Source organism: Methylobacterium sp. WL119 (assembly GCF_008039875.1).
Classification (GTDB): domain Bacteria; phylum Pseudomonadota; class Alphaproteobacteria; order Rhizobiales; family Beijerinckiaceae; genus Methylobacterium.
Genome location: NZ_VRUU01000026.1, coordinates 1 through 14,368, shown reverse-complemented (window position 1 = coordinate 14,368; position 14,368 = coordinate 1). Strand labels below are relative to the sequence as shown.

The window sequence follows — 14,368 nt, the reverse complement described above, 5'->3', positions numbered from 1 at the left end:
ATGCCTCTCCCGCGGGGCACCGCGCTAGGCGCGCGAACCCCGCCTTGTCAACGCAGGACCTGACCCCGTGAAGGTGATCGCTTCTACCCTCCGCAAGGGCAACGTCGTCGATAAGGACGGCAAGCTCTACGTCATCCTGTTCGCGGAGAACATCCATCCCGGCAAGGGCACCCCCGTGACGCAGCTCGACATGCGCCGCATCACCGACGGGGTGAAGGTGTCGGAGCGCTACCGCACCACCGAGCAGGTCGAGCGCGCCTTCGTCGAGGACAAGGAGCACACCTTCCTCTACAGCGACTCGGAGGGGTTCCACTTCATGAACCCGGAGAGCTACGAGCAGATCCAGGTGCCGGCCGACGTGGTCGGCGACGCCGCCCCCTACCTGCAGGAGGGCATGGCGGTGATGGTCTCGCAGCACAACGGCGTGGCGCTGACGATCGAGCTGCCGCAGCGCGTCGTGCTCGAGGTCGCCGAGACCGAGCCGGCGATGAAGGGGCAGACCGCCTCGTCCTCCTACAAGCCGGCCACCCTGTCGAACGGCGTCCGCACCACCGTACCGCCGCACATCGCCGCCGGCACCCGCATCGTGGTGATGACCGCCGACGGCGCCTACGTCGAGCGCGCCAAGGACTGAGGCATCCCGGAACGGGGGGCTACGGCGGCGGCGCCGTGCCCTCGGAGGCCTCGTAGCAGCGCTGCGACAGACCCTGCGCCCGCACGCGCTCCGGCACGGTGAAGCCGCGGCCCTCCACCGACCACAGGCCCTCCCTGCGCAGGGCGTCGGCGGTGCAGCGCGCCGCGATCCGGCACGAGCCCGGCTCGCCCCCGGTGCGGGTGCAGGTCTCGACGTAGTCCGCCCAGAACTTCGCCAGCCCGGCGCGCGGATGCGGCCCGGTCAGCGCGACCAGGCCCGTCAGCGCCCCGAGCAGGAGCGGCTGGTGCACGAGGTAGATCGCCAGGCTGTGGCGACCGGCGAAGGTCGCAGCCCGTGCGCCTCGGCTCCGCGGCTGCCAGAGACCCGCCCGCGAGCGCGCGAACCAGGGCAGGGCGATCCGGCCGAGGGCGACCCCGAGCAGCACGATCCCGAACCACGGGAACAGCGGCACGTAGTCGTTGGTCTGCGGCGTCAGCCGGCCGAGGCCGAGGAAGAACAGCGCAGGCGCATCGAGCAGCGGATGCGCCACGAGGTGCGGCAGCGCCACGACCAGGGCGCCGGCCAGCGCCGTCACCACCGCCGGCACGAACAGGAACGGCAGCGCCAGCACGCTCGACACCGCGATGCAGTGCAGGATGCCGAAGAAGATGAAGCTGTCCGGGAAGGCGTAGAACGTCGCCAGGGTGATCAGCGCCGCCGCCCCGCCGACCCGCAGCAGCCGCAGGGCGGTCGGCCGCAGCCGAACGCCGCGGCCGTTCATCAGCACCAGACCGACCCCGACCAAAACGAGGAACGTTCCGGCGATGACGTGCGCCGCGACCCGCCCCGCGGGCGACAGCGCGACGTTCTCGGGCGTGAGGCGGAGGTACCCGAGGTCCCAGGTCAGGTGATAAGCGGCCATCGCGGCGAGCGCGGCGGCACGCCCCGCATCGATCGCCGGGATCCGGCGGGACGCGACGGCAGGCGCTTCCGGCGCGTTCGTCGGGGCGAATGTGGGATCGGGTGGCATGGCCGGCCCCCTAAGCACCATTCGCCGCGCGCGGCCATGGGCGGCTCCGAAGATTCGTGCGGCGGACGGCGCGTCGACGGTGCTCCCGCCACCTGCTGCGCCGCAGCAACAGTCACGAGAAAGTGACCGAACTCGGTTGTTTGCGCCGGGAGCGTTCCGATGGGGTCGGCCGGCGCAAAAGCGTGAGTCCGGACACGGACTTGGGCCTGCTCGATGCTCGCCGAACCGGCACGGATCGCTGCGGAGCGTGCCGATCGGGCCGGCCATTGCCGTCGGACCGTCCAGGCCTGCCGGGCAAAGAGGCTTTCGCCGCTTCAAGACTTCGTTAATCCTGGCCGGGAAACGCGCGTCGCGATTCGGTGTAGGTTGCTTATCGACATGTCTGACGGGTTCGGATCAGGGCCGGCGAGCTCACGGGCAACGGACGGCGCGGGCATCGGCGCATCATCGCAGGCCGACGTCGAGGAGCCGCTCGACCTCGTCGAGGTGTCGGGCCGGATCAAGTGGTTCGACGTCGCCAAGGGGTTCGGCTTCATCGTCCCCGACGACGGCATGCCCGACGTGCTGCTCCACGTGACCTGCCTGCGCCGCGACGGCCACCAGAACGCCAGCGAGGGCGCCCGCATCGTGGTCGAGGCGACCGAGCGCGCCCGCGGCTGGCAGGCCTTCCGGGTCCTGTCGCTCGACCAATCCTCCGCCACGCACCCGTCCGAGCTGCCGCTGCCGCGCACCCATGTCAGCGTGACGCCGACGAGCGGGCTCGAGACCGCCGTGGTGAAGTGGTTCAACCGCCTGCGCGGCTTCGGCTTCCTGACGCGGGGCGACGGCACGCCGGACATCTTCGTGCACATGGAAACCCTGCGACGCTACGGTATCGCCGAATTGAAGCCCGGCGAGACGGTGCTCGTGCGATACGGCGACGGCTCCAAGGGCGTGATGGCCGCCGAGGTCCGGCTGCCCGACGGAGCCGTTCCGTCCTCGCATTGATGGTGTTGCGCTTGTCTCGCGTCCGAAACCTGCTCGCCGGCGGCCTGGCCCTCGGCCTCCTCGGCATGGCCGCCCTTCCGTCGGCGCTCGCTCCCGCCTCGGCCCAGGAGGCGCGACAGGCCAGGAGCCAGACCGAGCCGCTGAGCATCCGCTCCAAGGACGGCACCCACCGTTTCGACGTCGAGGTGATGCGCGACGATGCCGGCCGCACCCGCGGGCTGATGTTCCGCCGCACGATGGCGCCGAACCACGGCATGCTGTTCGACTTCGAGCGGTCCGAGCCGGTCGCGATGTGGATGAAGAACACCTACCTGCCGCTCGACATGCTGTTCATCCGCGCCGACGGCACCATCGCCCGGGTCGCTGCCGACACCGAGCCGCTGTCGACCGCCATCATCGCATCGCCGGAGCCGGTGCTCTCGGTGCTGGAGCTGAATGCCGGCATCGCCGCCAAGCTCGGGATCAAGGCCGGCGACCGCGTCGAGCACCCGCTGTTCCAGGCACGCTGACCCGGAGCGCCGTCGCGCCGGGAAAATATGAACGCATCGAGAACATCGCGCTTGACGCCCGTTCCGTTGCGGATCACTGTTCCTCGTATGTTCCACGTGGAACAGGCGCGCGATCGTCGCGCCTCTTCCGCGAAGGTGGCGAGGATCCCGATGATCGACGCAACTATCGCCTCTTGCGCAAAGGCCGTCCTGTTCCGCAACGCCGACTGGACCCTGTCGGGCGAGGGCCTGGAACACCGCACGACCGGCTACTTCATCGGTCGCGACGTGCTCGCCGCCCGCCGCGCCGAGGGCCTGTGGGACTGGCCGCTGCAGATGGCCGAGAAGAGCTGGTGCCGGCCGAGCCTGTTCCGCGAGGCGTTCCTGACCGCGCTCGACGCGTTCGGCATCGCGCGCGACGCCGGCCTGAGCCAGGCCTTCGCTCTCGGCTTCGGCTTCCGCGCCGGGCAGGCGCCGCAGGCCGACGGGTTCGTCGCGCTCGCCGACCTGCTGCGGCCGCAGCCCGCGCCGCGGCCCGTCCCGGTGCCGGCGCGCCGGCCGGCGCGGGTCTCCGCCGGCGCCTGAGCGTCCCGCCCGGGCGGCTCCGCACGGTTGACCCGGGCCCGGCGGCGTGGTGCGCTGGCCGGAGGGTTCGAGGAGCACGGCATGACGCACGACAACGAAGGCGGCGGCGAGGGCCTCGACGGATTGATCGTCCCGCCGCTGTCGCGGCGGGGCTTCGTGATGACGAGCCTGATCAGCGGCTTCACCCTCGCGGTGACGCCGGTGGAGGCGCAGGTCATCCACACCGACGACACCGGGATCGAGGCCAGCGAGGTGCGGATCCCGGCGGCCGACGGGCCGATGCCGGGCTACCGCGCGGCCCCCGAGGGGGCCGGGCCGTTTCCGCTGGTGCTGGTGATCGAGGAGATCTTCGGCGTCCACGAATACATCAAGGACATCTGCCGCCGCCTGGCCAAGGCCGGCTACTGCGCCGTGGCGCCGGAACTCTACGCCCGACAGGGCGACCTGTCGCAGATGACCGACCCCAAGCTGATCATCCGCGACGTGATCTCGAAGACGCCGGACGCGCAGTGGATCGGCGACCTCGACGCCACCGTCGCCTGGGCGACCTCCGCCGCCAAGGGCGATCCGGCGCGCTTTGGGGTGATGGGCTGGTGCCGCGGCGGCCGTGCCGCCTGGCTCTACGACGCCCACCGCCGCGACCTGAAGGCGGCGGTCGCCTGGTACGGCCCGCTCGGCGGCGACCCGACCGACATCCAGCCGCGCAGCGCCGGATCGGTCGCCGGCCAGCTCAACGCACCGCTGCTCGGCCTCTACGGCGGCGCCGACACCGGCATCCCGGTCGCGACCGCCGAGGCCGCCCGCGATGCGGCGAAGGCCGCCGGCAAGCCGGTGGAGCTGGTCGTCTACCCGGACGCCCCGCACGGCTTCCATGCCGATTACCGGCCGAGCTACCGCAAGGAGGCGGCCGAGGACGGCTGGCGCCGCGCCCTCGCATTCCTGAAGGCGAACGGCGTCGGCTAAGTCGCGCCGACGGGCCGCGACCAGCGGTCACGGCAGCTCCGGCACGCTCCTTCAGGGTTGTGTGCCCTATCCGACACGGCGGGGACGACCGGTTTATGCCAGGATGGGGCCGGGCGGCGCGTGCACGCACGGGTCGACCCCCGTTCGCATCGACGATGGCGATGAACGACCGATCCGAGGGGCCGACCATCCGGCCCGCTTAGAGTGTCCCGGCTATGACCGACGTGAACCCGCCCGGACAGAAGCCCGTCATCCTCGTGGTGGAGGATCAACCGGACGAGCGCTTCCTCGCCGCGACCCTCCTGGAGGAAACCGGCTTCACCGTGATCGAGGCGGAGACCGCGGAGCGGGCGCTCGCCATCCTCAACGATCGCGGCGACGAGGTCAGCGTGGTCTTCTCGGACGTGCGCACGCCGGGACCGATCGGCGGTTTCGAGCTGGCGCGGATCATCGGCGTCACGTGGCCGCGGGTGCGCGTGCTCCTCACCTCGGGCGATGCCGGCGACCAGCCGAGCGACCTGCGCGTCTCGGCGACCTTCATCCCGAAGCCGTGGCGGGCCGAGGACATCCTGGCCTGGGTCGAGCAGGCGGCCGGGCGCCCGGCCGGATCGTCGACGGGGCCGTCGGTGATCGGCCCCGGCGGCAAGCTGGTCCCGCACGCCCTCGAACCCTGAGGCTTCGCCGTGCGAACCCCGCCCCGGTGCAGGGCCTGCCGCGAGGCGGCCGGCGCATCGCCCCGGAGGCCGAATCTGCTATGCCGGCCCACGAGCGGTCCGCCCCCCTTCTCGAAGCGATCGAGCCGTCCATGTTCCTGAAAGACCATCGCGGCCCGTTGGCCGCGGGCCTGTTCGGCCTCCTCGTCTCGGTGCTGCCCGCCGCGGCCGCGGCGCCGCCGGCCCAGCCGAACAACGGGCCGGGCGGCGTCGGCGACCGCAAGCTCACCATCGTCAAGCGCGCGGTCGGGCGCACCGGCGCCTCGACCTTCGTGTTCCACGCCGCCGGCGCGGCCCCCGCCGAGGGGCGCCCGGTCGCGGTGCTCCTGCACGGCTGGGGCGCCACCAACCCGCAGAGCTACGGCGCCTGGATCGACCATCTCGCCCGCAACGGCTGGCTCGTCCTGTTCCCGCGCTTCCAGGACGTGAACCGGACCCGGCCCGTCGATGCGGTCGCCAACGCGGAGGGCGCGCTCAAGACCGCCTTCGAGGCGCTGGCCGCCGACGCGGAGGGCAAGCCCGACCTGGGGAAGGTCGCGCTGATCGGCCACCTCGCGGGCGTCCCGCTCGCCATGGACATCGCGGCCGACGCGAAGGCGCAGGAACTGCCCGTGCCGAAGCTGGTGTTCGGGGTGATGCCGGGCGGCATCGCCAGCGGGCCGAAGTCGCGCGGCATCGTGCTCGGCGATCTCGCGAAGATCGCGCCGCAGACGCTGCTGATCGCCATGATCGGCGATCGCGACGCCCGCGCGGCCGACCTGGCCGCCCGCCGGCTGCTGCGCGAGGCGAGCGCCGTGCCGACGGAGCGCAAGCTGTTCATGCGCGCGCTTTCCGACGACCACGGCTTCCCGGCGCTCACCGCGACGCTTGCGGCGCCGGCCGGGCTCGATGCCGCGTTCGACGGCGCGGCGATCAAGCTGCCGGCCGACCCGAAGGACACCAAGCCGCCGCCGTTCAAGTGGTTGGCCGACATGTCGCTCTCCGGCGAGCAGCAGACGCTGGTGGCGCAGATCAACAACGCCCGCGCCGACACCCTCGACTACCTCGCGTTCTGGAAGACCTTCGACCTCGCGGCGACCGCGGCCTTCGCCGGTCAGGACGCCACCGGCCTGAAGACCAATCCGCGCTTCGGCGACATGGAGCGCTGGGCCGACGGCTGGCCGGTGAAGCGCCTCTTCGTCGAGACGCCGCGCGCGAGCCCGCCCGCCGCCGTCACGCCGGCGGCGACGGCCGGCACCGTCCCGGCCAAACCCGCCGCCCGGCGCTGATCGCGCCGCCCACGCCGACGAGACCCCGATGAAGCTGTTCCATTCCCCGACCTCGCCCTTCGTCCGCAAGGTGATGGTGGCGGCCCACGAGCTCGGCTTGGCCGAGCGCATCGAGACGCTGCCGAGCGCCGTCCACCCGGTGACCCGGGACGGGCGCGTGCTGAGCGTGCATCCGCTGGCGCAGGTCCCGACTCTGATCCTCGACGACGGCGCGGCGATCGCCGACAGCCGGGTGATCTGCGAGTACCTCGATGCGCTCGCCGGCGGCCACCTGTTCCCGGCGCCGGGCGCAGCGCGCTGGGCCGCGCTGAACCTGCAATCGACCGCCGACGCGGTGCTCGATGCCGCCCTGCTGATCCGCTACGAGCTGACCGCGCGACCCGAATCCGAGCGCTCGCAGGCGTGGATCGACGGGCAGACCGCCAAGATCGTCAGCGCCCTCGACTGGTTCGAGACGCAGGCGCCGTCGCTCACGGGCGTCGACATCGGCACGATCGCGCTCGCCTGCGCCCTCGGCTACCTCGACCTGCGCTTCGCCGAGCTCGGCTGGCGCGCGAGCCGACCGGGCCTGGCCGCCTGGTTCGCGACATTCGGCGAGCGGGCGTCGATGCGGGCGACGGCCTGACGCGACCGGCGCGGTTCTTGCGGCGGCCGGCATCGTCCGAGAGTGGGATGCCGAGCCATGCCCGATTTCGTCGCCGCGCTGCTTGCCGCCGCCGCCTTCTGCCTCGTCCTCATGGCCCTGAACGCGCTCACGCGCGGGCTGGTCCACTGGCACCTGGCGCCGTCCGACCTCGCCGAGAACGGCTTCCTGCAGCTCGGAGGCGCCGTGGTTCTGGCCCGCGTCGCCTACCGGCGCGCTCCGGTCCGCCGCATCACCTAGGCCGCCGTATCAAGCGCCGCGCGCCGACAGGCTCAGGGCTTCGCGCAGGTCGCCGACATCGGTGAGATAGCGGCCCCGGCGGCGCATCGCCTTGAGGAAGCCGGCATCCGGGAACGGGCAATAGGGCAGCACCGGCACGGTGCGGCCTTCCGGCACCGCGCCGTCGCGGGCGATATCGGCCAGCACCGCATCGAGCAGGTTCCGGCCGTGCTCGTGCAGCAGTACGGCGGCGCGGGTCGCGGTCACGTCCGCGGGCAGCGCGACCGGCGCCTGCTCGAGGATCGCGCCGGCATCGATCGCCACGGCGAGCCGGTGGACCGTCACGCCGAAGGCGTCCGGCCCCTCGGCCAGCGCGTGGATCGTCGGCACCGGCCCGCGATGGCGCGGCAGCAGGCCGGGATGGACGTTGAGGCCACCGAGCCGCGCCCGCGCGATCGTCTCGCCCGCCAGGATCTGGTCGAAGTGAAAGGTGACGATCAGGTCCGGCTCGTGCCGGCGCAGGAGATCGGCGACGTCGGCACCGTTGACGTCGTCGACCGTCAGCGTCGGGATGCCGTGCCGCCGGCACAGGGTCGCGAGCGGCGTCGCCTCGGGCGAGCCGGTGGTGCCGGCGATGCGCTGGGTCAGCGGCGCGACCGGGCGGAGCAGGTCGGGCAGGCCGAAATTCACCGCGAGGTAGGGCAGGAAGGCCGGCCCGGAGCGGGCAAGATGGCGCCGGACCTGCCCGACGAGGCCGCCGGTCGAGGGCCGCTCGGCGTTCGACAGACCGACGAAGGCGATCTCCGCGGCGTGATCGGCCACGAACCGGCGCACGGCGCGCGCGTTCGGCAGCGCCTCGAGGGCGAAGAGCGCGATGCTGGGCTTGGGCATCAGCGGCGCGGCCGCAGCTGGAAGCGGAAGGCGCGCATGGCGGCGGTGCGCAGGAATTCCGGTGCGACGAGGCCGGCCCGGGCGAGGTGGAAGAGCACGCTCGGGAAGGTGACGATCTCCCGGTTGCGCACCAGCCCGCGGGCGATGCGCTCGGCGGCCTGATCGGCGCTCATCTCGAGCGGCCGCCAGCCCTTGAGCTGGCCGCCCATCGGCGTCTTCACGTAGCCAGGCATCACCACGTTGACCCGCACGCCCCTCGGCGCGAGCTTGGCGCGCAGGGCCTGCCCATGTGCGACCAGCGCCGCCTTGGTGCCGCTGTAGGATGGGGCGTCGGCGAGCGGCGCGTAGGCGGCGAGCGAGGAGATCAGGGCGATCTGCCCGCGCCCCCGGGCCGCCATGGCGGTGACGCAGGGCAGCACGACGTTGAGGCAGCCGACGAGGTTGATGTCGAGGGTCTCGAAGGCGACGTCCTCGCTCTCGACCTCGCCGGTCGGATGGCCGCCGTTGACGCCGGCATTGGCGATCACGAGGTCGATCGGGTCATCCCCGTCGAGGGTCCTGATCCAGGCGCGGACCGCCTCGCGGTCGCGCAGGTCCAGGGGCACGACCGTCGCCTCGGCGCCGCGGGCGCGGCACGCGGCGGCCACCGTTTCGAGGCGGCCGCGGTCGCGGGCGTTGAGGGTCAGGCGGTTTCCGGGCAGGGCATAGCGGCGGGCGAGCGCCGCGCCGATGCCGCTCGACGCGCCGGTGATCAGGATGTGGGGCATGATCCGGGTGCTACCGCGCGCCGGTCGGCCGAATCAATACACCTCGGCGAGACGGCCGGCATCGGCCTCGCCCTCGCGGATCGTCCGGGCGGCCGCGACCCGGGCGTCGGGGAGCGCCGCCTCCATCCGCGGGACCGTCGCGGCGACGGCGCGGGCGATGGCGGCCTTGGAGAAGTAGCCGCCGTTCACTTGCGTCCGGTGCAGCACCACGCGGCGGAAATCCGACATCAGGCCGAGATCCGGAGCGGTCGGTGCGGTCCAGAACCCGTCGATGTCGCCCTGATGGGTGAGGCCGGGCATGTTGTAGATCGCGGTGCCGAGCGCCATCGTCGGCCGGCTCATCTCCAGCGAGAGCATGCCGACGGTGCTGTTGACGATCACCACGCCGCGGGCGCCGGCGATCAGGCTGGGCAGCTCGCCGCCGTCGATGAAGTCGAGGCGCTCGCTCACGCCGTGGCGGCGGGCCGAGGCGCGGGCGAACTTGCGCCAGTTGATCAGGCCGGCATCGAGGGGGTGGAGCTTCACCAGCAGGCGGGTCGGCGCCTGCGAGGCCTCTGCGAAGGACTTGATCACCCGGTCCATGAAGCCCTCGACCCCGAGGAAGGGGGAGTGCACGCGGATCTGGTAGTCGCTGTCGAGCTGGAGCGGCAGCAGGAAGTAGTCGCAGCCGACCGCGTTGTAGATCTCGTTGCAGCGGGCGGCCTCGCGCCTGGTCCGGCCGCGGCGGGAGAACTTCTTGATCCAGCCGGCATATTCCATCGCGATATGCGTCGGGCGGTGGCTGCGGAAGCGCGGGTAAAGGTAGGGGAAGCAGACGTTGGCGACGTTGTAGCCGACGTCCCAGATGCTGCGCAGGGCCATGTCGCCGGTCGAGGGCATCGCGCGGCCGGGCTGCGGCAGGCGGCGCGCCAGCGCCCGGACGCCCTCGGCGGTCTTCGGAAGGGTCGAGTACCCGTTCACGCCGCCGAGCTCGCAGGTGATCCAGTTCGGGCGGATGTAGCCCTCCTCGAACACGTGGACGCGCAGGCCGCGGGCGACCGCGACGGCGCGCGCGACGACGTGATAGGGGCGGCAATCGCCGAACAGGACGATGTCGGTCACGCCGTAGGTGGCGACGTAGGCGTCGAGCCAGCGCTCCCAGCCGGGCCGGGTGCCGCGGTAATGGTCCGCGTCGCCGCGCCAGAACAGCCAGTCGCCGGGACAGAAGTTGATCCGCCGCACCCGATGCCCGCGGGCGGCCAGGGCGCCGCCGAGATCGGAGAAGAAGGTCGAGGCGAGGCCCTGGAGGAAGAGGAACGTCGCCGGGCTCGCATCGACGGAATCTGGGCGAGGCTGAAGCATTCCGGAGCGCTCTGTACCTTCAGCGGACGGGACGGGGCAGCCACCACGGGTCGCACGGCCGAGGCGGCCCGGCAATCCGAGGCCGTTCCGCCCCGCACGATTCCGCCGGGTCGTGGCCGTCCCGCAACGCCGTCGCGGCCGGCCCCGAACGGGTAACGAGCTAGGAGCCAATCGCGGCGGCGATATGTCCGGGGGGTGTCCGTTCATGTCCCGCTCATCCGCCCGCCCCAGGAAGCATTCGCCTGCCGCGGATGAATTGGGCTAAAGCCCGCGGGTCCGGGCAGGAACGCGTCGAGGCCGGCGCGACCCGTCGCTCGGCCCTCACGATGGGTCGCGGGATCCCGGCAGGCGATGCCGGGCGCCGCCGCGCGACCCGCCCGGCCCGGAGCCCTCGACCGAAATGGTGATGCGCCCGATCCTTCCCGACACGCTGTTTCCCGTCGGCCGCACGATCCGGCTGCTGCGCGCCGAGATCGAGGCCGCCACCGGCAGCCGCTTCGGCGCGCCCGGCCTTTGCGGCCGCGCCGTCGTCTGGCGCGACGGGCCGGCCGCCCGGCTGCTGCGGCTCGCCGGCCGTCCCCCGCTTGTCGTGGCGCCCGGGCCGCTGCTCAGCCCTTATGACAGCGCCGAGACCGGGTTCTCGAGCCTGATCCTGACCTTGGCCGGCGAGCCGGTCGGAGGGCGCGAGACGCCGGGCCTGCACCATTTCGACCCCTGGACGCGGGCGCCGATCGACCGCGCGGCCTGCGCCGAGCGCGTCGCCTGGCTCCGGGCGCGGTTTTCCGAGAACGCGCGGCGCGTCGTCTACGTCGGCATCTCGCGCTGGAAGCGGCCGGCGCTCGACGCCTTCGCCGTCGGCCCGAAGGGCACGCCGATCCACACCATGACCGTCGCCGACGCGGTCGCCGCCGCGAAGCGCCACGACGGGCAGGTGCTCGCCTGGGCCACGCGCGCGCCGGAGGCCCTGGAGGCGGTCTGCGCGGAGGCCGGCCTGCCGCTGGCGCGGGTCGAGGACGGCTTCCTGCGCTCGGTCGGCCTCGGGGCGAGCCTGCAGCCCGGCGCCTCGATCGTGGTCGACGATCGTGGCATCTACTACGATCCGCGGCGCGAGAGCCGTCTCTCGCGGATCCTGGCCGAAGCCGAATTTTCCGACGCCCTGGTCACCCGGGCGAAGTCCTTGCGCGAGACGATCGTCGCGCGGCGCCTGAGCAAGTACAATGTCGGCCTCACGGTCGCCGCGGGCGCGTGGCCGGCGGACCGGCGGATCGTGCTGGTGCCGGGCCAGGTCGAGGACGACGCCTCGGTCCGCTACGGCTCGCCGAACGTGCGCTCGAACCGGGCGCTGCTGCAGGCGGCGCGGGCGCGCAACCGGGACGCCTTCCTGCTCTACAAGCCGCATCCCGACGTGGAGGCCGGGTTCCGCCCCGGCGCGATCCCCGAAGCCGAGGCCCTGGGGCTCGCCGACCGGATCGTCTCGGGCCTGAGCATCGTCGACCTGCTCGACCGGGTGCACCACGTCGAGACGATGACCTCGCTCGCCGGCTTCGAGGCGCTGATCCGGGGCCTGAGCGTCGCGACGCACGGGCGGCCGTTCTATGCCGGCTGGGGCCTCACCGAGGATCTCGCGCCCGGCGCCGACCGCGGCCGGACGCTCGCCCTCGACCAGCTCGTCGCCGGCGCGCTGATCCTGTATCCGCGCTACCTCGATCCGGTGGCGATGAAGCCGTGCGGCCCCGAGCAGCTGCTCGACCGCCTCAGCGCCGCCCGCGCCGCAGCGCCCCCGAGCGCCCTCGCGCTCGGCCGGCTCGCCGGCTTCGGCATGCGAGCGCGCTACCGCCTGCTGAACCCGATCGTGCGGGCCCTGCGCGCCCGGCGCGGCGTCGCGTCCGGCGACAAGCCCGTCACCCGGAAGCCCGGGCAAGGTTGAGCCGAGCACGATGTCCTTCCTCCTCGCGACGGTGGTCGCCTTCGTCCTCTGCCTCGCGATCGAGTTCCGCTTCGGCGACGTGCCGGGGCGCGCGAGCCGCAGGCCCGGCGACCTCGCCATCCGGCTCGGCGCCTACGGGCTGATCCTGCTGTTCTGGTTCGTGTTCTCGTGGCGCCCGTGGCTCGCCGCGTCGAGCTGCGTGCTCACCGTCGCGATCCTCCACCTCGTCAGCCACTTGAAACGCGCGGTGATCGGCGAGCCGCTGGTGTTCAGCGACTTCGCGCTGCTGCCGCAGGTGCCGCGCCATCCGCAGCTCTACTACGTGCCGCCGGTCACCAGCCCGCGGATCGCCGTGCCGCTCCTGCTCGGGCTGGCCAACATCGCGCTGTGGTACCGGATCGAGCCGAGCCTGCTGCCCGCCTCCGCCGGCGGGGCCCTGGCCGCCGTCCTGGGCCTGCCGCTCGGCCTCGCCGCCCTGCTCGTCGCCGCCGATCGCGGGCCGTTCGCCGGCCGGGTCGCCCGGCGGTTCCCGCAGCCGGAGCTCGAAGCCGACCTCGCCCGCTACGGCCTGCCCGCCTGCCTGATCGCCTACGCGCTGCGGTGGCGGAGCGAGCGCGGCGACCCCGCGGCCGTCGCAGCGCCCGCGATCGCGCAGCCGCCGGGCGACGACGTCGTGGTGGTGATCCAGCTCGAATCCTTCCTCGACCCCGAACGGCTCGGCGGACCGCACCTGCCGCTGATGGACCTGATCCGGGCGCGCGCCAGCGAGCACGGCCGCCTGCGGGTGCCGGCGCACGGCGCCTACACCATGCGGACCGAGCACGCCGTGCTCACCGGGCGCGGCGCGCGCGATCTCGGCTTCGGCGTGTTCGACCCCTATCTCGCCTCGGGCGGGAACGAGCCGGACAGCCTCGCCCGGACGGCCCGGCGGAACGGCTACGCGACCACCTTCGTCCACCCGTTCCACCGCGACTTCTTCCAGCGCGCCCGCGTCATGGAGGCGTTCGGCTTCGACACCCTCGTGATGGAGGAGGCGTTCGGCGACGCGCCCCGCATCGGACCCTATGTCGGCGATGCGGCCTTCGGCGAGCGCGTGCGCGCCGAGGTCGCGGCACGGCGCGGGCCGCTGTTCCTGTTCGGCGTCACCATGGAGAACCACGGCCCCTGGAAGCCGGGACGCCTGCCGGGGATCGACGACCCGGTCGCCCAGTACCTCCACCACGTCGCCGCCGCCGGGCGCATGGTCGAGGACCTCGTGGCCGCGCTCGCGGGCCTGAACGCGACGCTCTGCATCTACGGCGACCACGCGCCCGCCCTGCCGACCTGCCGGCCCGGCTTCGGCGACACCGCCACCGACTACGCGCTGTTCCGGTTCGGCCACGCCGACCCGGCCGCGCCGCGTCGGGTCGACCGCACCGCCGACGATCTCGGGCGCCGGCTGCGAGCCGCGATCGGCCGAGCCGCGACGTCGGCGGATGGGCCAAGCGTGGCCGTGCCACGGTCGTGACGCAATGCCGGGCGATGTCCGGCGCGCGTGCTCGAGCCGTCGTTAAAGCGATCGCAGGCTTTGGCGCGCAACGTCGAGGCTCCAGCCATGCGCGCGTCGTCCGCCGACACTTCGGCACGGACCTCGGTGGCGCGGGCTCGCGACGAAGACGACAGGGTCATACGGGCGTTGCGTGCCGGTCTCACGGAGACGGGCACGGCTCCGGGAGTTCGAAGATGGTTCGTTTCACGGCGCTGTTCGCGCTGACGGCCTGCCTCGTCGGCGGCTGCTCGGTTCTCCCGGCTTCGGGTCCGACGGCGCGTGCCGTGGAGGCGGGGGCGGAGCTGTCGACGCCGGAGGGGCTGCTGGCGCGCTACGAGCTGGTGGACGTGACCCCGGCGGTGATCGAGGCCCTGCGCGGGCGCC

General features: G+C 72.9%; 15 protein-coding genes and 1 pseudogene. 12 read left to right on the top strand and 4 right to left on the bottom strand.

Going from position 1 to position 14,368, the window contains the following annotated elements:
• The first annotated feature begins 67 nt into the window (after positions 1–67).
• A complete protein-coding gene (gene efp / locus FV227_RS11930) occupies positions 68–634 on the top strand; it encodes an elongation factor P (protein ID WP_147728635.1) in 567 nt (188 codons plus the stop codon).
• A 19-nt stretch (positions 635–653) separates the two neighbouring features.
• Here efp and FV227_RS11925 read toward each other — a convergent pair whose 3' ends face one another.
• The gene (locus FV227_RS11925) at positions 654–1,664 is read right to left on the bottom strand and encodes a heparan-alpha-glucosaminide N-acetyltransferase (protein WP_147858998.1); all 1,011 of its coding nucleotides are present in this window, start codon (positions 1,662–1,664) and stop codon (positions 654–656) included.
• 378 nt (positions 1,665–2,042) lie between these two features.
• Between FV227_RS11925 and FV227_RS11920 the strand changes: the two genes are divergently transcribed.
• From FV227_RS11920 to FV227_RS11885, 8 genes are all read left to right on the top strand, one after another.
• Positions 2,043–2,651 carry a cold-shock protein gene (locus FV227_RS11920; protein WP_147728637.1) on the top strand — a complete coding sequence of 203 codons (609 nt, stop codon included), beginning with the start codon at positions 2,043–2,045 and terminating at the stop codon, positions 2,649–2,651.
• Between the two features lie 65 nt (positions 2,652–2,716).
• Entirely contained in the window at positions 2,717–3,160 is a 444-nt protein-coding gene (locus FV227_RS11915) for a DUF192 domain-containing protein (protein WP_147728639.1), read from the top strand.
• Between the two features lie 150 nt (positions 3,161–3,310).
• Positions 3,311–3,724, top strand: a complete 414-nt coding sequence (locus FV227_RS11910) for a hypothetical protein (RefSeq protein WP_147843686.1) — start codon at positions 3,311–3,313, stop codon at positions 3,722–3,724.
• An 81-nt stretch (positions 3,725–3,805) separates the two neighbouring features.
• Positions 3,806–4,687: a dienelactone hydrolase family protein gene (locus FV227_RS11905; RefSeq protein ID WP_147729356.1), complete on the top strand. Its 882-nt coding sequence runs from the start codon at positions 3,806–3,808 to the stop codon at positions 4,685–4,687.
• Positions 4,688–4,902: 215 nt separating this feature from the next.
• Positions 4,903–5,361 carry a response regulator gene (locus FV227_RS11900; protein WP_147729357.1) on the top strand — a complete coding sequence of 153 codons (459 nt, stop codon included), beginning with the start codon at positions 4,903–4,905 and terminating at the stop codon, positions 5,359–5,361.
• Between the two features lie 131 nt (positions 5,362–5,492).
• The gene (locus FV227_RS11895; protein WP_147858997.1) at positions 5,493–6,668 is read left to right on the top strand and encodes an alpha/beta hydrolase; all 1,176 of its coding nucleotides are present in this window, start codon (positions 5,493–5,495) and stop codon (positions 6,666–6,668) included.
• 28 nt (positions 6,669–6,696) lie between these two features.
• The gene (locus FV227_RS11890) at positions 6,697–7,293 is read left to right on the top strand and encodes a glutathione S-transferase (RefSeq protein ID WP_147729516.1); all 597 of its coding nucleotides are present in this window, start codon (positions 6,697–6,699) and stop codon (positions 7,291–7,293) included.
• A gap of 57 nt (positions 7,294–7,350) precedes the next feature.
• A complete protein-coding gene (locus FV227_RS11885) occupies positions 7,351–7,551 on the top strand; it encodes a hypothetical protein (protein WP_147729517.1) in 201 nt (66 codons plus the stop codon).
• A gap of 9 nt (positions 7,552–7,560) precedes the next feature.
• Here the strand turns inward: FV227_RS11885 and FV227_RS11880 are convergent, their stop codons facing one another.
• From FV227_RS11880 to FV227_RS11870, 3 genes are read right to left on the bottom strand one after another with little or no spacing between them, the layout of a single operon-like run.
• A complete protein-coding gene (locus FV227_RS11880; protein ID WP_147858996.1) occupies positions 7,561–8,421 on the bottom strand; it encodes a formyltransferase family protein in 861 nt (286 codons plus the stop codon).
• A complete protein-coding gene (locus FV227_RS11875) occupies positions 8,421–9,188 on the bottom strand; it encodes an SDR family NAD(P)-dependent oxidoreductase (RefSeq protein WP_147858995.1) in 768 nt (255 codons plus the stop codon). The genes FV227_RS11880 and FV227_RS11875 overlap by 1 nt, the downstream gene beginning before the upstream one ends.
• A 33-nt stretch (positions 9,189–9,221) precedes the next feature.
• On the bottom strand, positions 9,222–10,529 hold the full coding sequence (locus FV227_RS11870) for a capsular biosynthesis protein (RefSeq protein ID WP_147858994.1): 1,308 nt from the start codon (positions 10,527–10,529) through the stop codon (positions 9,222–9,224).
• A gap of 406 nt (positions 10,530–10,935) precedes the next feature.
• Here FV227_RS11870 and FV227_RS11865 point away from each other — a divergent pair, with 406 nt between their 5' ends.
• The 3 genes and pseudogenes from FV227_RS11865 to FV227_RS11855 all read left to right on the top strand — a co-directional run.
• On the top strand, positions 10,936–12,456 hold the full coding sequence (locus tag FV227_RS11865; RefSeq protein ID WP_147858993.1) for a capsular biosynthesis protein: 1,521 nt from the start codon (positions 10,936–10,938) through the stop codon (positions 12,454–12,456).
• A gap of 10 nt (positions 12,457–12,466) precedes the next feature.
• Positions 12,467–13,963, top strand: a complete 1,497-nt coding sequence (locus FV227_RS11860; protein ID WP_147858992.1) for an LTA synthase family protein — start codon at positions 12,467–12,469, stop codon at positions 13,961–13,963.
• 215 nt (positions 13,964–14,178) lie between these two features.
• Positions 14,179–14,368 (top strand): annotated as a pseudogene (locus FV227_RS11855) (sugar transporter); the annotation flags it as partial.